This is a genomic window from Spirilliplanes yamanashiensis, assembly GCF_016863475.1.
GTDB classification, from domain to species: Bacteria; Actinomycetota; Actinomycetes; order Mycobacteriales; family Micromonosporaceae; genus Spirilliplanes; species Spirilliplanes yamanashiensis.
The window spans coordinates 155,748-173,024 of the sequence record NZ_BOOY01000032.1 but is presented as its reverse complement, the minus strand read 5'-3'; the positions used below and the strand labels follow the sequence as shown (position 1 = coordinate 173,024).

17 protein-coding genes are annotated in these 17,277 nt (G+C 76.3%); 4 read left to right on the top strand and 13 right to left on the bottom strand.

Features of this window, described 5'->3' with window-relative positions; translation table 11 throughout:
- Positions 1-84: 84 nt before the first annotated feature.
- Complete coding sequence (locus Sya03_RS23330) at positions 85-2,427, top strand: HelD family protein (RefSeq protein WP_203940509.1); 2,343 nt, start codon at positions 85-87, stop codon at positions 2,425-2,427.
- A gap of 29 nt (positions 2,428-2,456) precedes the next feature.
- Here the strand turns inward: Sya03_RS23330 and Sya03_RS23325 are convergent, their stop codons facing one another.
- From Sya03_RS23325 to Sya03_RS23295, 7 genes are all read right to left on the bottom strand, one after another.
- Positions 2,457-3,356 carry a sigma-70 family RNA polymerase sigma factor gene (locus tag Sya03_RS23325; RefSeq protein WP_203940508.1) on the bottom strand — a complete coding sequence of 300 codons (900 nt, stop codon included), beginning with the start codon at positions 3,354-3,356 and terminating at the stop codon, positions 2,457-2,459.
- Between the two features lie 127 nt (positions 3,357-3,483).
- The gene (locus tag Sya03_RS23320) at positions 3,484-4,161 is read right to left on the bottom strand and encodes an HAD family hydrolase (protein ID WP_239107790.1); all 678 of its coding nucleotides are present in this window, start codon (positions 4,159-4,161) and stop codon (positions 3,484-3,486) included.
- A complete protein-coding gene (gene wecB / locus Sya03_RS23315; RefSeq protein ID WP_203940507.1) occupies positions 4,158-5,342 on the bottom strand; it encodes a non-hydrolyzing UDP-N-acetylglucosamine 2-epimerase in 1,185 nt (394 codons plus the stop codon). The genes Sya03_RS23320 and wecB overlap by 4 nt, the downstream gene beginning before the upstream one ends.
- The gene (locus tag Sya03_RS23310; RefSeq protein WP_203940506.1) at positions 5,339-7,441 is read right to left on the bottom strand and encodes an ATP-grasp domain-containing protein; all 2,103 of its coding nucleotides are present in this window, start codon (positions 7,439-7,441) and stop codon (positions 5,339-5,341) included. Before Sya03_RS23310 ends, wecB begins: the two co-directional genes overlap by 4 nt.
- Positions 7,438-8,880 (bottom strand): glycosyltransferase family 2 protein, encoded by a 1,443-nt coding sequence (locus tag Sya03_RS23305; protein WP_239107789.1) that lies wholly within the window; start codon positions 8,878-8,880, stop codon positions 7,438-7,440. The genes Sya03_RS23310 and Sya03_RS23305 overlap by 4 nt, the downstream gene beginning before the upstream one ends.
- A complete protein-coding gene (locus Sya03_RS23300) occupies positions 8,874-9,563 on the bottom strand; it encodes a PIG-L deacetylase family protein (protein ID WP_203940505.1) in 690 nt (229 codons plus the stop codon). Before Sya03_RS23300 ends, Sya03_RS23305 begins: the two co-directional genes overlap by 7 nt.
- Positions 9,563-10,093: a hypothetical protein gene (locus tag Sya03_RS23295; RefSeq protein WP_203940504.1), complete on the bottom strand. Its 531-nt coding sequence runs from the start codon at positions 10,091-10,093 to the stop codon at positions 9,563-9,565. Before Sya03_RS23295 ends, Sya03_RS23300 begins: the two co-directional genes overlap by 1 nt.
- A 126-nt stretch (positions 10,094-10,219) precedes the next feature.
- On the opposite strand from Sya03_RS23295, the gene Sya03_RS23290 reads away from it, so the two are divergent.
- On the top strand, positions 10,220-10,720 hold the full coding sequence (locus Sya03_RS23290) for a DUF456 domain-containing protein (protein ID WP_203940503.1): 501 nt from the start codon (positions 10,220-10,222) through the stop codon (positions 10,718-10,720).
- Between the two features lie 41 nt (positions 10,721-10,761).
- On the opposite strand, the gene Sya03_RS23285 is transcribed toward Sya03_RS23290, so the two are convergent.
- Together Sya03_RS23285 and Sya03_RS23280 are read right to left on the bottom strand one after the other, a co-directional pair.
- On the bottom strand, positions 10,762-12,084 hold the full coding sequence (locus Sya03_RS23285; protein WP_203940502.1) for a D-alanyl-D-alanine carboxypeptidase family protein: 1,323 nt from the start codon (positions 12,082-12,084) through the stop codon (positions 10,762-10,764).
- 44 nt (positions 12,085-12,128) lie between these two features.
- Positions 12,129-12,560 carry a hypothetical protein gene (locus Sya03_RS23280; RefSeq protein ID WP_203940501.1) on the bottom strand — a complete coding sequence of 144 codons (432 nt, stop codon included), beginning with the start codon at positions 12,558-12,560 and terminating at the stop codon, positions 12,129-12,131.
- A 198-nt stretch (positions 12,561-12,758) separates the two neighbouring features.
- Between Sya03_RS23280 and Sya03_RS23275 the strand changes: the two genes are divergently transcribed.
- Complete coding sequence (locus tag Sya03_RS23275) at positions 12,759-13,112, top strand: histone-like nucleoid-structuring protein Lsr2 (RefSeq protein ID WP_203940500.1); 354 nt, start codon at positions 12,759-12,761, stop codon at positions 13,110-13,112.
- A gap of 183 nt (positions 13,113-13,295) precedes the next feature.
- Here the strand turns inward: Sya03_RS23275 and Sya03_RS23270 are convergent, their stop codons facing one another.
- The 4 genes from Sya03_RS23270 to Sya03_RS23255 form a co-directional block, all read right to left on the bottom strand.
- Positions 13,296-14,195, bottom strand: a complete 900-nt coding sequence (locus tag Sya03_RS23270) for an LLM class flavin-dependent oxidoreductase (RefSeq protein WP_203940499.1) — start codon at positions 14,193-14,195, stop codon at positions 13,296-13,298.
- 24 nt (positions 14,196-14,219) lie between these two features.
- Positions 14,220-14,681, bottom strand: a complete 462-nt coding sequence (locus Sya03_RS23265) for a MarR family winged helix-turn-helix transcriptional regulator (RefSeq protein WP_203940498.1) — start codon at positions 14,679-14,681, stop codon at positions 14,220-14,222.
- A 69-nt stretch (positions 14,682-14,750) separates the two neighbouring features.
- Entirely contained in the window at positions 14,751-15,896 is a 1,146-nt protein-coding gene (locus Sya03_RS23260; RefSeq protein ID WP_203940497.1) for a PP2C family protein-serine/threonine phosphatase, read from the bottom strand.
- 91 nt (positions 15,897-15,987) lie between these two features.
- On the bottom strand, positions 15,988-16,407 hold the full coding sequence (locus Sya03_RS23255; RefSeq protein WP_343950379.1) for an ATP-binding protein: 420 nt from the start codon (positions 16,405-16,407) through the stop codon (positions 15,988-15,990).
- A 120-nt stretch (positions 16,408-16,527) separates the two neighbouring features.
- Here Sya03_RS23255 and Sya03_RS23250 point away from each other — a divergent pair, with 120 nt between their 5' ends.
- Complete coding sequence (locus Sya03_RS23250; RefSeq protein ID WP_203940495.1) at positions 16,528-17,205, top strand: VOC family protein; 678 nt, start codon at positions 16,528-16,530, stop codon at positions 17,203-17,205.
- Positions 17,206-17,277: the final 72 nt, after the last annotated feature.

The window sequence follows — 17,277 nt, the reverse complement described above, 5'->3', positions numbered from 1 at the left end:
CCGGGCGTACGGGGCGGGCCGATCGGCTATGCTCGAGCGTTCGAGCACACGAAAAAAGCGGCCGTACAGGCCGCTGCTCGTCGGATGTTACCACAACCGGGAGGCGTCTTGTCAAGCTCCGCTCACGACACGCAGCGGACCGACGACATCGGACCCGAGCAGGAGTACCTCGACCTGCTGTACGGCCGGCTGGCGGCGGAGCGCGCCCAGGCCCAGGACCGGCTGGCGGCGAGCCTGCGCGAGACCGGCGGCACCCCGCAGCAGCGCTCCCAGCGCGAGTCGGCGTCCAGCCTGTACGCCGACCGGCTGGCCCAGCTCGACGCCGTCAGCGAGGGCCTGCTGTTCGGCCGGCTGGACCTGAGCGAGCCCGCCACCCGCTACATCGGACGGATCGGGCTGCTCGCCGAGGACCGCGACGCCGACCCGCTGCTGGTCGACTGGCGGGCCCCCGCCGCCCGCGCCTTCTACCTGGCGACGGCCGCCTCCCCGCAGGGCGTGCGCCGCCGCCGGCACATCCGCACCCACGGCCGCCGCGTCACCGGGGTCGACGACGAGGTGCTGGACCTCGGCGCGGCCCGCGCGTCCGGCGCCCGCGAGGACGTCACCGGCGAGGCCGCGCTGCTGGCCGCGCTGACCGCCGCCCGCACCGGCCGGATGCGCGACATCGTCGAGACCATCCAGGCCGAGCAGGACGAGGTGATCCGCTCGCCGCTGGCCGGGGTGCTGGTCGTGCAGGGCGGGCCCGGCACCGGCAAGACCGCCGTTGCGCTGCACCGCGCCGCGTACCTGCTCTACACCCACCGCGCCCAGCTCACCCGGCACGGCGTGCTGGTGCTCGGCCCCAACGACACGTTCCTGCGCTACATCTCGCAGGTGCTGCCGTCGCTGGCCGAGACGGGTGTGCTGCTGTCCACCCTGGGCGGGCTGTTCCCGGGCGTCACGGCCCGCGCGAGCGAGCCGGACACCGTCGCCGAGATCAAGGGCCGGCTCGCGATGACCGGCGTGCTCGCGGCCGCGGTGCGCGACCGGCAGCGCGTCGCCGACCTCGCGGTCGAGGTGGACGGCTACGAGCTGCGGGTGCCCGCGGAGCGGGTCGCGGCGGCGCGCGAGGTGGCCCGGCGCACCGGCCGCCCGCACAACCTGGCCCGGCCGGTCTTCCTGACCGAGGTGGTGCACGCCCTGTCCGAGGTGGTCGCCGAGCGCATCGGCGCCGACCCGCTCGGCGGCGAGAACCTGCTGGACGAGGCCGACCTGGCGGAGATCCGCCGCGAGCTGCGCGACGACCCCGTGGTGGTGGCCGCCGCCGACGAGCTGTGGCCGGAGCTGACGCCGCAGGAGCTGCTGTCCGGTCTGTACGGCGCGCCGGAGCGGCTGGCCGCGGCGGGCGCCGACCCGGCCCTGTACCGCGCGGACGACGCCTGGTCGCCGGCCGACGTGCCGCTGCTCGACGAGGCCGCCGAGCTGCTCGGCGAGGACACCTCGGCCGCCGAGGCCGAGGCGGAGCGCCGCCGCCGGCAGGACATCGAGTACGCCGAGGGCGTGCTGGAGATCGCGGCCGGCTCGCGCAGCTACGAGTTCGAGGACGAGGGCGAGGAGCGCGACGAGCAGCTGCACGCCACCGACCTGGTCAGCGCCAGCCGGTTCGCCGAGCGGCACGCCCTGGCCGACCGGCGCACCGCCGCCGAGCGGGCCGCCGCCGACCGCACCTGGGCGTTCGGCCACGTGATCGTCGACGAGGCGCAGGAGCTGTCGCCGATGGCGTGGCGGCTGCTGATGCGCCGCTGCCCGAGCCGGTCGATGACGGTGGTCGGCGACGTGGCGCAGACCTCCGACCTGTCGGGCGCCACCAGCTGGGCGGACGTGTTCGAGCCGTACGTGAGCAGCCGCTGGCGGCTCACCGAGCTGTCGGTGAACTACCGCACCCCGGCCGAGGTGATGGCGGTGGCGGCGGACGTGCTGGCGGCGATCGACCCGGCGCTGGGCAGCGCCCCCGCGGTCCGGTCGGCCGGGGTGGACCCGTGGGCGCGCCGCGTCGCCGGGCCGGACCTGGCCGCCGAGGTGGTGGCGGCGGCCCGGGCCGAGGCGGCGGCGATCGGCGCCGGCCGGCTCGGCGTGGTGGTCCCGGCCGCCCTGGTGGACGAGCTGGCGCCGGCGCTGACCGCGGCGCTGCCCGGCGTGGCGGTGGGCGAGCAGCCCGACCTGCTCAACCGGGTGGTGCTGCTGAGCGTGAAGCAGGCCAAGGGGCTGGAGTTCGACGCGGTGCTGCTGGTGGAGCCGGACCGCATCGTGGCCGACTCCCCGCGCGGCCTCAGCGACCTGTACGTCGCCGTGACCCGCACGACGAACCGGCTCGGCGTGCTGCACACCGCGGCGCTGCCGAAGGAGCTGTCGGCGCTGGAGACGCCGGCACCCGCCCTCTCCGCGTAGGAGGGGCGGGCGCGCGGCGTCGTGGCGGGTCAGGCGGCGGAGCGGACGGGCATGCCCTGCGGCGTGGTGTGCTGCAGGCGCGAGTGCACGGTCGAGCGCTCGGCGATGCTGGCGTAGTAGCTGGCCCGGCGCTTGGCCACGCAGCCGTCCGGGCGCTCCTGGGCGGCCAGCAGGTCGGGGTCGAGCTGGGCGTTCATGCCGTCCTTGAGCAGGGCGAGCGCCTCGGAGCGCAGCTGCGACACCCGCGACTCGGTGACGCCCAGCTCGGCGGCGATCTCGGTCATCGGCCGCTCGTCGAGGTAGTACTCGGCGACGACCTTGCGCAGCCGCTCCGGCAGCGCCTCGATGGCGTGGTGCAGGTAGCCGATCTGCTCGCGGCGCAGCAGCGTCTCCTCCGGGCCGGGGGTGCGCTCGGTGACCATGTCCTCGGCGGTGCCGGCGGCGAAGCCCTGCAGCGACAGCACGACCGCGCGCTGCACGTCGTTGCTGGTGTTGTGCAGGTCGTCGGCGGTGGTGCCGAGGGCGGCGGCCAGCTCGGCCGGGGTGGGCGTGCGGCCCAGGGTGTTCATGAGCTGCTCGCGGGCGGTGTCGGCCTGGCGGGCGCGGCTGCGCACCGAGCGGCTGGCCCAGTCCAGGGCGCGCAGCTCGTCGAGCAGGGCGCCGCGGATGCGGGTGGTGGCGAACCGGTGGAACGGGATGCCCCGCTCCGGGTCGAACGACCGGGCCGCGGTGACCAGCGCGGTCAGGCCGCCGCTGGTGAGGTCGTCGCGGTGCACGTGGTTGGGCACCCGGGTCAGCATGTCGCGCACGATGTGGCCCACCAGCGGGATGTGCGCGGTGATGAGCTGCTCCTGCTCGGCCGCGGACAGCGGGCTCGCGGCACCGGTCGTGGCGGTCGTCTCGATCAGGTCGGTCGTGGCGATCGTCATGCTGAAGTTCCCCCGTGTGCTGGTGGCCCGCAGGCCCTACCGGCTGACAAGGGAAACTCTCTGTGACCTCAGGTCCGTGTTCCGGTGACGCTCGGTTGCCGGTCCGTTGCATCCGAGCCGGATAACCTCAACCCGCCAGGAGCAGCTCCGTCGCCCCGGCGAGGGTGGCCGCCTCGGCGGTCGCGCGCGGCACGCTGGGCGCCGCGAAGTGCTCGCCGGTGCGCACCCGGATCGACCGCGCCCCGAGCGCCGCGGCCACCGCGACGTCCTTGCCGGGGCGGTCGCCGATGACCAGCAGGTCGGCGGCGCCGACGCCGAGCAGCGCGGCGGCGTGCAGCAGGCCGGCGGGGTCCGGCTTGCGGCAGGCGCGTCCGCCCAGCTCGTCGGTGATGACCACCGCGGTGAACGCGCCGGTCAGGCCGGTCGCGGCGAGCTTGGCCCGCTGGATCGCCGGGTCGCCGTCGGTCAGGCAGACCACCGGGAACCGGGCCCGCAGCGCGGCCAGCGCCTCGGCCGCGCCGGGGTAGAGCGGCAGGCGGCGCGGCCGGTAGCCGGCGAACGCGGCGACCAGCGCCGGCAGCACCGGCGCGGGGTCGGCCACCCCGTAGGCGGCCAGCGCCCGGTCGACGGTGCCGCCCGCGTCGGACCCGGCGACCAGCTGCCGGCGCACCAGCCGGGCCAGCCGCAGCGGGTCCAGCCCGAGGGCGCCGCCCGCCCGGCCGACCGCGCGGGCCGCCCCGGCCAGGTACGCCGCCTGCGGGTAGAGGGTGTCGTCGAGGTCGACGACGATGCCGGCGGGAGTCACGCCGCGACCTGCCACGGGCGGGTGCCGTCGGTGTAGTCCGGCTCGTCGAGGGTCAGCAGGGCGTCGGTGGCCGGGTCGGCGAGCACCGCGGCGACGCGCAGGCCGGTGGCGCCGTCGCCGTACGGGCACGGCAGCGCCGCCACCCGGGCGAGGGCGTCCGGCGCGGCCAGGCGCTGCGCCGCGGCCAGCGCGCGGGCGGCCTCGTCGTCGCTGGTGATGCCGGTGAGCACGGCGGCGCCCGACTCGACGCCCTCCCAGCGCGGGGTGGAGCGGCGCAGCACGACCACGGGCACGCCCAGGTACGCGGCCTCCTCCTGCAGCCCGCCCGAGTCGGTCACCACCACCCGGGCGGCGGCCAGGGCGGTGAGCAGCTCCTCGTACGGCAGCGGGTCGGTCAGCGTGACGCCCGGCGCGGCGGCCAGGCGGTCGTGCAGGCCGCAGGCGCGCAGCCGGTCGGCGGTGCGCGGGTGCACGGGGAAGGTGACCGGCCCGGTCCCGGCGGCCAGCCGCTCGACGAGCCCGACGAGCCGGTCCAGCCGCTGCGGGTCGTCGACGTTCGACGCCCGGTGCGCGGTGACGAGCACGCCGCGGCGCCGGTCTGCCGGCACGGGCAGCACGCCGCGGTGCTGCAGGGCGTCCACGACCGGGTTGCCGACGACGACCACCCGGCGCGCGTCGACGCCCTCGCCGGCCAGGAACGCGGCGGCCCGCCCGGTGGGGGCGAAGTGCAGCTGGGCGGTGGCGGCGGCGACGCGGCGGTTGACCTCCTCGACGCTGCGCAGGTTGAAGCTGCGCAGGCCGGCCTCGAGGTGCGCGAACGGCACGCCGGCGGTGCGGGCGGCCAGCGCGTACGCGGGCACGGTGTGGGTGTCGCCGAGGGCGAGCACGAGGTCGGGGCGGTGCGCGGCCAGCGTGCGGGCGGCGCCGTCGAGCAGGGCGGCCTGGCGTTCCGGGCCGTCGGGCAGGCTGAGCCGCACCTCGGCCGCGAGGCCCAGCTCGGCCTGCAGGAACCCGCTCATCGCGGCGTCGGCGTGCTGGCCGGTGTCGACGGCGGTCACCCGGTGGCCGACGGCGCGCAGGGCCGAGACGACGGGCGCCAGCTTGATCACCTCGGGCCGGGTGCCGAAGGGCACCAGGACGTGCCGGCGGACGGGGCGGGAGGGCCAGGACTGACGGATCATGGGGCCACCTCTTCCAGGATCGCGGGGGACTGCGGGGCAACCGCGGGGGCGGCGGCCAGGGGATCGGGGAGGGCGGCGCCGTCGGCCGCGTAGTAGACCTCGGAGAAGTAGCGGGCCATCCGGGTGCCGGGGCGGAAGGTCAGGCGGGGCAGCTCGGCGGCGGGGTCGAGGATGCCGTCCACGTACGTACCCACGACGTCGGCGCCGGATGCGAGCGTCAGCGGCAATCCACCCGAGAAGCGCGGGTTCACCTCCACGACGGTCACCCGGACGGGCGCCTCCGGGTCGGCGGCGAGCCGCTCGGGGTCGGCCACGAAGCCCTGCACGTTGGCCGGGCCGGTGTGCCCGACGGCGCGCAGCGTCGCCGCGACGACCGCCGTGACGGCCGCCGAGTCGAACGTCGTGCCGCGGGTGGAGATGCCGCCGCGGGTCTCGTCGCGCCAGCGCGGCACGCACGTCAGCAGCGTGCCGTCGCGGCCGACGAGCGCGTCGGCGGTGAACTCCAGGCCGGTCAGCCGGGGCTGGGCGATGGCGCCGGGCACGGCGGCGAACGCGTGGTCCAGGTCGGCCGAGTGGTCGACCATGACGACGTCGCGCGAGCCGCGGCCGCGGGCCGGCTTGACCACCCACGGGCCGCCGAGCAGGGCGGCCTCGCGGGCGGTGCGCACGGTCGCCGGGTGCGGCACGCCGGCGGCGTGCAGGGCGGCCGCGAACGCCGCCTTGTCCAGGCACGTCTCGGCGGCGGCGGGCGACGGCAGCCAGGTGCGGCAGCCCAGCTCCGCGAGGCGGCCGGCCAGCGGGGTCAGGGCCGCGTACTCCTCGGCGACGGTGCACACCAGCGCGGCTGGGCGGTGCTCCGCGACGGCGGCCAGCAGCGCCTCGGCGTACCCGGGCGCGTCGGCGCGGGGGAGCACGACGGCGATGCCGCCCAGGCGCAGGCCGACCGCGTCGGGGTTGGCGTCCAGCGCGACGACGTGGTCGCCGGCGGCCTGCAGCGCGCGGATGACCGCCACCCCGGCGGGCCCGCCGGCGCCGGTGACGGCGACGAGGCGGCCGGAGCCGCCGGGCAGGTCGCGGCGCACCGGCGCGCGCATCAGCCACGCCCGCGCCCACAGCCGCAGCGCGACGACGTCCCTCGCGCTGACCGGCTCCCACTGGCGGGCGGCGACGGCGTCGGCGAGGGCGTCCAGCACGATCGGGTCGGTCTCGTGGGTGGCGACCGCGAGCAGGGTGGCGGTGTGCACGCCCAGGCCGCGGCCGGCCAGCTCGCGCACGGCGGCGGCGCGGCGCCCGGCGGTCTGGTGGCCCACCCGGTAGTCGACGCGGCGCGCCTCGCGGCGGGCGTTCAGCCACCGCGACACCGGCGCCGGCAGCACGTTCCGGTGCAGCCAGGCGGCGACCCGCACTGGCGGGCCCTGCGGCGCGCCCGCCACGGGCGCCCGGTAGCCGAGGCCCGGGCGGGCCCAGGCGTCGGGACGGTTCGCGGTGTGCCGGCCGGTGCGGTCCTGCTCCGCCTGCTGCGCGTCGTGCATCGTCAGTCCGATCATGATGAGCAGTCCGATGAGGGTGTAGGCGAAGTTGAGCAGGGCGCCCACCCAGTCGTGGAAGAACACCAGCGCGTCCACCGCGAGGTACCGGCCGGCGAGCAGCGACAGGATCAGCCGCAGCTGGTTGGCGAACAGCACGAACGCGCACGCGGCGGCCAGGCCGACGACGACCTGGGCGCGGCGGCGCAGCGCCACGACCGCCAGCGCGGACAGGGCCAGCACGCTGGTCAGCGCCGAGCAGGAGGCGCTCATCTCGGCCACCACCGGCGAGCCGTCCGGCCCGAAGACCAGGAACGCGTCGCCGAGCACGCCGGAGATCTGGCCGCCGAGCCCGAACGCGTCCAGCACGCCGGTGGCCAGCGCCACCTCGAACCTGCGCGCCCACTCGATGAGCAGGGCGAAGCCGCCGGCGCACCAGGCGACCGCGAACGCGATCTCCAGCAGCACCAGGTGCCGGCGCACGGTCGTGCCGCCGGGGGCCGGCCGCCCCGCCGCGCGGGCGAGGGTGCGGTCGAGCCGGCGGTCCAGCCGCCGGTGCACCAGCGTGCTCACGCCGCCACCCCCCGCCGGGCGAACGAGACGGTCGCCGTGGCCGGCGCGGCGGCGGCCGGGACCGGCGCCGCCGGCGCGGACGTCGCGCCGGAGCGCGCCGTCTTCGACCAGCTGTAACGCCTTCCCCACATTCCGTCGAGATACGCGGCCGTGGCGGTCAGGATCGACATCCCGAACGCGGGGATGAAGCCGACCAGCATCCACGCGGCCCGCCGCTCCACCCGGCCCAGCAGCAGCCCGACCGCGAGCTCGCAGAACGGCCCGGCGAACAGCAGCGCCGACAGCGGCAGCAGCGTGATGCCCGACGTGCCGCCGATGCCGAACGCGCGCAGCGAGATCAGCAGCAGGCCCAGCCCGCACAGCACCGGCACGTGGTAGACCCAGAGGAACAGCATCGTCTCGGCCTTCTGGGCGAGCGTCAGGTGCGGGCTGGCCAGCATCGGCCGCCAGTAGTCGCGCAGGCACTTCTGGTGCCCCCGCGCCCAGCGGTAGCGCTGCTTCCAGAACCGCCGCGACGACAGCACGGCCTCCTCGAAGTCGACCGCGGTCGGGTCGTAGCGCACCCGGTGCCCGCCGAGCAGCACGCGCAGCGTCAGGTCGGTGTCCTCGGTGACGGTGTGCGGGTTCCAGCCGCCCAGGGAGTGCAGCAGGTCGGTGCGCACCGCGCAGTTCGCGCCGCCGTACGCGGGCAGCTCGAACAGGGCCTGCCGGCCGTACTCGTTGACCAGGTAGCCGGACAGGTAGTCGATGAAGATGGTGGAGGCCAGCGACGACTCGACGCCGTTGCGCACCACGCAGCGGCCCATCACGGCGCCCACGTTGGGGTCGCGGAAGTGCCGCACGAGCCGGCGCAGCACCGAGCGCTCCGGCTGGTGGTCGGCGTCGAAGATGACCGCCACGTCGGCGTCGACCATGGCGAGGGCGTCGTTGAGCGCGCCGGACTTGCCGCCGCCCGCGCCGGGGGCGCGGTGCAGCACCCGCAGCCGCGGGCTGGCGGCCGCCCACGCGTCCAGCCGGGCGCCGGTGCCGTCGGTGGACGCGTCGTCGACGACGACCACGGTCATCGCCTCGTGCGGGTAGTCCAGCGCGAGCAGCGCCGCCACCATGCCGTCGACGACGAGCTCCTCGTCCTTGCACGCGACGAGCACGGCGATAGTCGGCGTGAACGACTCGGCGCCGACGGTGGGCGCCGCCAGGTCCCGCTCCGCCCACCGGGCGGCCGAGATCGCGAAGGCCAGGTGCCGGAAGAAGAACAGCAGGAAGACGACGTTGAGGACGGTGGCGATCGCGCCCAGCACGGGGTCGATCCCGAACAGCGCCACCGCGGCGGCGAACAGCACCGCGTAGGCGGCGAGGGCGGGCCGGTGGTGCTCGGCACGGGCGGCACGGGCGGCGCGGCGCCGCCCCGGGAAGGAGGAGGACGGCGCCCGCGTCACCACGCCGCGACCCGCGCGAACGCGGGCGCGGGGACGAGGGGGGCCACGGGTTCGGCGACGGGCAGGACGGGCACGGGCAGCAGGTCCCAGACGAACCGGGCCGGCGCGAACGCCTCGGCGTAGCGGACGCGCGCCTGCGCGCCGAAGTGCCGGGCGGAGGCGGCCACGACGTCGGGCTCCACCATCGCCGAGCCCTCGACCTGGCTGCGGTGGCAGGCCAGGGCGGCGAGCTTGCGCGGCAGGTGCGCCGAGATGTCCACGTACACGGTCGGCTCGAAGCGCACCGTCGACGGGCTGCGGTAGTGCAGCACCCGCGAGCTGTGCCGGGCGGCCGACAGGGTGGCCGCGGCGGCGGCCCGGTGGTCCTGGTGCGAGTCGTCCGGCGCGTGCACGTACACGACGTCGGCGTCGACGCTCTCCAGCACGCTCTCGATGAGGGCGATGGTGGCGGTGTCCGGCTGCATGGCGCAGTCGGCGAGCCGGCCCCAGACGAGCAGGCAGTCCAGGGCGCGGGCGGCCGCCTCGGTCTCGGCGCGGCGCTCGGCGTCGGTGCCGGGGCCGTTCTGCCCGCCGGTGAGCACCAGCATGGTGACGGCGTCGCCGGCGGCCCGGTGCGCGGCGAGGGTGCCCGCGCAGCCCAGCTCGATGTCGTCGGGGTGCGCCCCGATGGCCAGCACGCTGCGCATCACGACCCCAGCGGCTTGATGCGGAACCGGCGGGTGAGCACGACGCCGGCCGCGATGAGCAGGCTGGCGGCCAGCGCGATGACCGGGCCGGAGCCGTTGCCGTCGGCGGGCAGGCTGACCGAGGGGCCGCAGGTGGGCTTGTTCCAGTTCGCGACGACCCGCTGCGAGCCGATCGTCCAGGTGACGACCTGGTCCTTGTTGACCCAGCCGGACGCGAACGCGGCCTTGTGGGTGCCCGGCTCGAACCGGGTGACGACCTTGGTGCCGGTCGAGCCGCTGACGGTGTTGTACTGCCCGGCCTCGAAGCGGCCGATCTTGTCGGAGGTGTTGGAGTAGCCGAACACGGCCTTGTACCGGTCGCCCTGCTTCACGACGCAGTCGCACGACGCCTTCGCCTCGAACGTCGTCCACGTCGCCGTGGCCGGCGAGGAGGCGAGGAACGTGCCGCCGACGGCGACGACCACCAGGGCGGCCACGGCGAGGCCGGCGCGGACGATCCGCCGGCGGGCGGACGGGGCGAAGCGGGCCATGACGGGGAACCTCCGGGAATGCGCGGCGTCGGGTACGCCCGCACCTGTCGGCCCGGCGGGGGCCCGGTTGAGGGGTTGCCGGGGCGGCCGATGCGTCGCTTGCCCCGCTCGGGCAGGCTGTGAGACGTGGATCTCACCGACACCGGCTCGACCGTCACGCTCCTCAGCGGCCTGGCCGTCCTCGTGGGTGTGCTCGGGGTGGTGATCCCCGTGCTGCCCGGCCTGCTGCTGTGCTGGGGCGGGGTGCTGCTATGGGCGCTGCTGGGCGACGCGGGCGGCGGCCGCTGGCTGGTGCTGATCCTGGCCACCCTGGTCGCCGGCGCGGGGGTGCTGGTGAAGTACCTGTGGCCCGGCCGCCGGCTGACCCGCACCGGGGTGCCGGCGTGGTCACTGGCGGCGGGCGGCCTGCTCGGCGTCGCCGGGTTCTTCGTGGTGCCGGTGATCGGCCTGCCGATCGGCTTCGTCGGCGGCGTGCTGCTGGCCGAGCGGGCCCGGCTCGGCGGCTTCGCCCAGGCGTGGCCGTCGACGCGCGGCGCGCTGGGCGCCGTGGGGCTGTCGATGGCGGTCGAGTTCACCGCCGCGCTGGGCGTCGCCGCGCTGTGGCTGGCCGGGGTGCTCTGGGCCTGACCCGCTGAGCCTGACCCGCTGAGCCTGACCCGCTGGGCCGGTCAGCGCACCGCGCGGCGGAACCGGGGCCGGCGGCCGTACCGGCGGCGCCGGTTGAGCAGCAGCAGCGACAGCGGGGCCGCGGCCAGCGCCGCCGCGACGGCCGCCATGGCCGCCGGGTGCAGCGTGAACGACGTGGCGCTCGACGCCGCGGCGGGCGCCCGCAGGGGCGTCGACCCGGCCGGCGGCTCCGACGCCGTGGCGCCGGTGGCCGGCTCGTCGTTCGTGCCGGGCGGCACCAGCTCGCCCACGCGGGCGTCGGCCGGCAGCGAGAAGCCCCAGTCGAGCAGCGCCGCCCCCTGCTCCCAGCCGCGCAGCGGGCGCGCCTCCGCGCCGAGCACGGTGGCGACCAGGCGGCGGCCGTCGCGCTCCGCGGCCCCGACGTAGGTGTGCCGGGCGAGCTGCGTGAAGCCGGTCTTGCCGCCCAGCGCCCCCGGGTAGTTGAAGACGAGCTTGTTCTCGTTCTGGATCTGGAACCCGCCCTTCTTCTTCTGCGGCTGGGCGGGGATCTGGGTGTTGCGGGTCAGCGCGTAGTCCTGGAAGCCGTCGACGGCGAAGCACGCCCGGGCGATCAGCGCCAGGTCGTAGGCGCTGGTGAACTGCCCCGGCCCGTCGAGCCCGGACGGCGTGACGGCGTGCGTCTGGAACGCGCCGAGCCGCCGGGCCTCGGCGTTCATGGCGTCGATGGTGGCGGGCAGGCCGCCGTCGCCGCCGCCGAGGCGGGCCAGCACGTTCGCGGCGTCGTTGCCGGACTGCAGCAGCAGGCCCAGCCACAGCGTCTGCACCGTGTACCGGCCGCCCTCCAGCAGGCCGACCGCGGAGCTGCCCGGCTCGAACGCCAGGTCCTCGCGGGTGACGGTCACCTTGCGGTCCGGGTCGAGCCGCGGCATGACGGTGGCGGCCAGCAGCAGCTTCTGCACGCTCGCCGGGGTGCCGCGCACGTGCGGGCCGCAGCCGCCGAGCACCGCGCCGGTGTCCAGGTCGGCGACCAGCCACGACGCGGCCGTCAGCTTCGGCGGGGCGGGCGCGCCCTCCGGCACGACCAGACCGTCGGTGTCCAGCCCGGCCCCGCCCACCTGGCGCAGCACCGGGTCGGCGGCGGGCGGGCGCGGCTTCGGCGGCCGGCTCGGCAGCGGGTTCGCCTTCACCCGCGGGCACGGCACGTCGGCGCGCAGCGCGGCCGCCGGTGCGGGCGCCGCCGGTGCCACCGCCGGTGCCACCGCCGGTACCACCGCCGGTGCGGCGGAGGCATGGACGGGAGTCGCTGCGGGCAGCGCGAACGCGAGCGCCGCAGCGGCGGTGGTCGCCGCGAGCCGTCGGGTCATCCGGGCCAGATTAGCGGCGGCGCGGCGCGGTTCCCAGGGGCGGGTCACCCGGGCCAGCGGGCGGGCAGCGTCAGCCGCCGCTCCAGCAACTCCTTCAGGGGTACGGACTCCCCGTCGCCGCCGCCCGCGCCCACCACGAGCCGCGGGTCGGACGGCTCCACGGCCGCGCCGCGCAGCCGCGCGCGCAGCGACGGCGGCACCGACAGCACGTAGTAGCCGCCGTCGGCGCCCACCGCCACCGACCGGTTCGACTTCAGGTACCAGCCCCGCAGCGCCGTGCGGTACGTCGCCCCGCCGCTGAGCGCCCGGGCGGCCAGCGGGCCCGGCTCCAGGCCGGCCGCCGCGGCGCGGCGCACGAAGTCGGCGATCAGGGCGCGGCCCTCGGCGGCCTCGGCCGCGCGGGCGGCCTCGAGCGCCGCGGCATGCCCGGCGACGGCCTGCCGGCGCTGCTCGGCCCAGGACGGGGGTTCAGCCACACCGCGACTCTACCGGGCCCTTTCTCCCGGCGTGTCGCGCACATTTCCGTACCGAATACTGGACGGGGATCGAACCGGGGACCCTAATACAAACAACCCTCTGGCGATCTGTGTAAAGTTCCGCGGGAAAAGTTGCGTCTCCCGTTCTGGCCGGGGGAGACTCGACTCGGCTCTCGTTGAATGGCTTCAGGAGTTGTCATGGCGCGGCAGGTAATCACCACTCTGATCGACGACCTGGACGGAAAGCCGGCGGATCGCACCGTCGAGTTCAGCCTCGACGGAACCAACTACACGATCGACCTCTCCGACGCCAATGCGGGAAAGCTGCGCAAGGCGCTGGACCCGTTCATCGCGGCGGGCACCCGGGTCGGCCGGGGTGCGGCGGCCCGGTCCGCCGGGCGTCCGGCCTCGTCCACGGGCCGTGCGGGCGGCGACCGGGACCAGAACCGCGCGATCCGGGAATGGGCCGTGCAGAACGGCCACCAGGTGAGCGAGCGCGGCCGCATCCCGCAGAACGTCATCGACGCGTTCCGGGCCACCCACGGCCGCTGACCGTTCGCGGACTTCCCGGCGCCGCCGGGTGGTCCGCATTCCGCACCAGGATCGCCGGATCGCGCATTCGGCCGCGCCGTCCCCGCCGGGCATTGCCGCCCGGGCCGGGGGCGGCGCGTTCTGTATCCGGCGCACATCCGGGCCCGGGCGGACGGCCGCGCGCACCGTCCGATCAGGAACCGATCACGTTCCGCGCAGTTCCGGCAGCAGCGCCGCCACGCTTTCCAGGATTGCCTCGTCGCCGGCGTACCAGCTCGATTCCCGGGGCCAGTGGACGACCACGTCGGTGAATCCGAGCGCGGCGGCCCGGCCGACCGCGTCGGTGAACGCGGCCACGCTCGACAGCGAGTAGACGGGCCCCGCGTCCAGCGTCAGGTAGCGGTCGACGGCCCCGGTGCGACCGGCCGCCGCAAGCGCCTCGTCGAACCGCCGGGCGTTGGCGGCCACCGATTCCCACCACGCCCCGGCGCTGTCGGCGGCGTGACCACCCGCGGACACCCCCGCTCCGCCGGTGGTCACCCAGCCGTCGCCGAACCGCGCCGCCAGCCGCATCGCCCGCGGCCCGTTCGCCGCCACCACGAACGGCACCCGCGGCGTCTGCACGCAGCCCGGGCGGCTGCGCGCGTCCACGGCCGAGAAGTAGGCGCCGCGGCGGGTGACCGGGTCGCCGCGCAGCAGCTCGTCGAGCAGCTCCAGGAACTCCGCGAAGCGGTCCACCCGCTGCCGCGGGGTGGGCTCCGGGGAGCCCAGCACCGTGGCGTCGAACCCGCCGCCGCCCGCGCCCAGGCCGAGCAGGACCCGCCCCCCGGAGATGTCGTCCAGCGCCGTCACCTCGCGGGTGAGGTGGACCGGGTGGCGGAAGTTCGGCGACGCGACGAACGTGCCGAGGCGGATCCGCGACGTCACCGTGGCGGCGGCCGTCAGCGTGGGCACCGCGTCGAACCACGGGCCGTCGGCCAGGTCGCGCCAGCCCAGGTGGTCGTAGGTCCAGGCGTGGTCGAAGCCGTACCGCTCCGCCAGCTGCCAGCGGCGCCGGGCCACGGCCCAGCGCTGGTCGGGCAGGATCACGATGCCGATACGCATCGCCGGACCGTATCGCGGCGCGGATCAGGCGGTGCGCAGGCCGGGCTCGGCCGGCTCGTCGCGCCGGGCGGCGGCGTCGAACGCCTGCAGCGCGCGCACCAGGTCCTGGCGGGCGCCCGGCGGCATCCGGTCGAGCACCTCGGCCAGCGCCAGCCGGCGCCGCTCCCGCAGGTCGTCGAGCAGCTGGCGGGAGGCCGGCGTCAGCTCCAGGCGCACCTCGCGGCGGTCGCGCGGGTCGACCACCCGGCGCAGCAGGCCGGTCGCCTCCAGGCGGTCGCACAGCCGGCTGGCCGACGACGGGACCACGTCCAGCGCCTCGGCCAGCCGGTTCATGTTGGTCTGCTCGGCGGCCGCGACGATCAGCAGCACCCGCAGCTGCGTCGGCGGGACCGCCGGCGACTGGGCGAGGCGGGCAGCGTCGAGGACCGCCAGCAGTGACTCGACCGCCGACTCCACCGCCGCCGCATGGTCCGTGACCCGCTCCATGTCGTCCTTACCGCGCCGATCGGACAACGCACATCGTGGCCGATCACGTTACCCCGTGGCGGAGCGTAATCACACCCGCGACACCAGGGCGGGGCCGGCCCAGTCGAGGCACACGATCACCGCGTCGTCGGTCGGCTCGCTGCCCGCGTGGTACTCCTCCAGGCTGCGCATGACCGTGCCGATGGCATCGGCGGCGGGCTGCAGGCGGGTCCGCCGGACGGCCGCCGCGAGCGCGGCGTCGCCGTACGGGGCCCGGCCCGCCGGGGTCGCGTTGTGCACGCCGTCGCTGATGACCAGCATCCGGTCGCCCGGCTCCAGGGCGAGCCGCTGGATCTCGTAGCGGGCGTCGCCGAACATGCCGACCGGCAGCTGCTGCTCCAGGTCCAGCATCCGGACCAGCCCGTCGCGGGCCACCACGGCCTTGGGGGAGCCGGCGTCCACGGCCTCGACCGCGCCGGTGGCGAGGTTGACCTCCAGCAGCAGGGTGGCGACGTGCCGGGTGCCGCCGAAGCGGGCGTACACCGCCTCGGAGGCCAGCTCGGCCTGCTCGACGATGTTGGCGCCGGAGCGGCGGGCGTTGCGCATGGCGTTGACCGCCACCGCGGTCAGCAGGGCGGCGTCCATGCCCTCGCCGAAGCCGTTGAGCACGGTGACGGTGAGCCGGTCGCCCTCCAGCGCCCAGTCGAAGTGGTCGCCGCACACCGAGTAGGCGGGCTCCAGCTGCCCGGCCAGGGTGAAGCGCTCGTCGCCGAGGCAGCGCCCCGGCAGCAGGTCCCACTGCAGCTCCGCAGCCATCGTCAGGCGGGCCCGGCGGCGCACCCGGCGGTACCGGTCGGTGACGCTCTCGGCGGCCCTCAGCGCCACCGCGAACACGTCGGCGGCGGAGCGCAGCGCCTCCGGGCCGGCCGGGCCGGGCTCGACGACCAGCACGCCGACGCGCTCGCCCCAGGCCGACAGGGGCACGTGCAGCAGGCCCTCCCCGCCGGTGCGCCGGCTGGCGACGATCTGCTGGCTGGAGAAGCAGCGGTTGGCGGCCTCCCGGTCGGGCACCGCGTCCCCGCCCAGCACGGGCCACAGGCCGCTGAGCTGGTAGTCGGGGAGCAGGATCTCCACGCGGCCGGTCCCGCACTCCTTCTGGAGGTGGTCGCGCAGCGCTTCCGCCAGGCGGTCCGGCGCCGCCGCCCGGAGCTGCGTCCCGACATCGGGATGGGTCATGCCTCTCCTTCACACGTTTGCCGTAGGGCAAGCATGATAGGTCGCCCCGGGCCGTCGACCGCGGACCCGGTCGGAGAGACCTCCGTGCTCCTCAGCAGGCCGGGGCGGTCCCGCCCACCGAGGTGAACCGCTTCTCGAAGTGGATCAGGCTGCCGCGGCGCGGGCTGCTGTCCATCCGCACGTTGTCACTCAGCGCGCGGATCAGGAACAGCCCGCGGCCCCGGTCGTGGTCCGGGGCGGCGACGGCGGCGCTCGCGGCGGCGGCGTCGAACCCGGAACCCTGGTCGACCACCTCGATGGCGCAGCCGTCGTCGGCGACGTCGAGCAGCACCTCGAACTTGTCCGCGCCGTCGGCGTGCTTGACGACGTTGGCACACGCCTCGGTCAGCGCGATCTCCAGGTCGGCGCCGTCCTGACGGTCCACGTGCAGCAGCGACAGCGCACAGCGCAGCAGGCGGCGAACCGCCGGCACGCTGTTCACCTCGCGCGGCAGATTCAGCCGGACCGACATCCGCATCGCGTGTGCCCCTCTCCTACCGTGAACCCCGTACCCGTGTTGTGCCCGCCGGTGGCACCCCCTAATCCCCGGCGTGGCGCGGGGCACCGGCCCGCCGACCGGTACGGTGCCACCATGTCGTCCGAGGTGCGGTCCGTCGTCCCCGTGGTCTACGTCGCCGATCAAGCGCGAGCGCAGGCGTTCTACCAGCTGCTCGGCTTCAGCGTGGCCGCCGAGGGCACCGGGGACGGCTGGGCCTGGACCCTGCTGCAGTCGGGCGAGCTGTCCGTCATGCTGGCCACCGGCGCCCAGGAACCGCAGCCCGACTCCGGCCCGGCGGTCCTCTACGTGCTGCTGACCGAGCTGGACCCGGTCCTGGCGGCCCTCACCGGCGCCGGCTACGCGGCCGAGCACCTCGGCTACCCCGACCACGCCCCCGGCGGCGAGGCCCGCGCCACCGACCCCGACGGCCACGGCATCATGCTCGGCCAGCCCACCGCCCTGCCCACGGCCGACGGCCGGCCCGGCGTGCCCGGCGCCCGCGACGGCCTGCGCGCCGCCGCCGAGGCCGTCTCCCGGCGCGGCGGCGCCGCCCAGCGCTGCCAGATCGGGCTGTCCGGCGGCGCCGTGTGCCCCGCCGACGCCGACGTGAAGCTCGCCGACTCGTGGGGCGACACCGCGTGGGCCTGCATCGAGCACGCCGACGAGGTGCTGGTCAACGCCCGCGGCGCGTTCATCGCCAACGAGGACGCCCAGGGCCTCACCCAGTTCCTCCGGCTGCGCCGGCTGCCCCGGCCGGCCGCCGGCGCCTGAGGGGGCGTTCGGGCAACGCCGTTGACCTGGCCCTTCCGCCGGTTTCGGTTATCGGGTTTGATGACGGGCGTC

Excerpts from the sequence above, each read along its gene's own strand:
- Sya03_RS23330 (WP_203940509.1), top strand. The coding sequence starts at position 85 with ATGTTACCACAACCGGGAGGCGTCTTGTCAAGCTCCGCTCACGACACG.
- Sya03_RS23325 (WP_203940508.1), bottom strand. The coding sequence starts at position 3,356 with ATGACGATCGCCACGACCGACCTGATCGAGACGACCGCCACGACCGGT.
- wecB (WP_203940507.1), bottom strand. The coding sequence starts at position 5,342 with ATGATCCGTCAGTCCTGGCCCTCCCGCCCCGTCCGCCGGCACGTCCTG.
- Sya03_RS23300 (WP_203940505.1), bottom strand. The coding sequence starts at position 9,563 with ATGCGCAGCGTGCTGGCCATCGGGGCGCACCCCGACGACATCGAGCTG.
- Sya03_RS23295 (WP_203940504.1), bottom strand. The coding sequence starts at position 10,093 with ATGGCCCGCTTCGCCCCGTCCGCCCGCCGGCGGATCGTCCGCGCCGGC.
- Sya03_RS23285 (WP_203940502.1), bottom strand. The coding sequence starts at position 12,084 with ATGACCCGACGGCTCGCGGCGACCACCGCCGCTGCGGCGCTCGCGTTC.
- Sya03_RS23275 (WP_203940500.1), top strand. The coding sequence starts at position 12,759 with ATGGCGCGGCAGGTAATCACCACTCTGATCGACGACCTGGACGGAAAG.
- Sya03_RS23270 (WP_203940499.1), bottom strand. The coding sequence starts at position 14,195 with ATGCGTATCGGCATCGTGATCCTGCCCGACCAGCGCTGGGCCGTGGCC.
- Sya03_RS23265 (WP_203940498.1), bottom strand. The coding sequence starts at position 14,681 with ATGGAGCGGGTCACGGACCATGCGGCGGCGGTGGAGTCGGCGGTCGAG.
- Sya03_RS23260 (WP_203940497.1), bottom strand. The coding sequence starts at position 15,896 with ATGACCCATCCCGATGTCGGGACGCAGCTCCGGGCGGCGGCGCCGGAC.
- Sya03_RS23255 (WP_343950379.1), bottom strand. The coding sequence starts at position 16,407 with ATGTCGGTCCGGCTGAATCTGCCGCGCGAGGTGAACAGCGTGCCGGCG.
- Sya03_RS23250 (WP_203940495.1), top strand. The coding sequence starts at position 16,528 with ATGTCGTCCGAGGTGCGGTCCGTCGTCCCCGTGGTCTACGTCGCCGAT.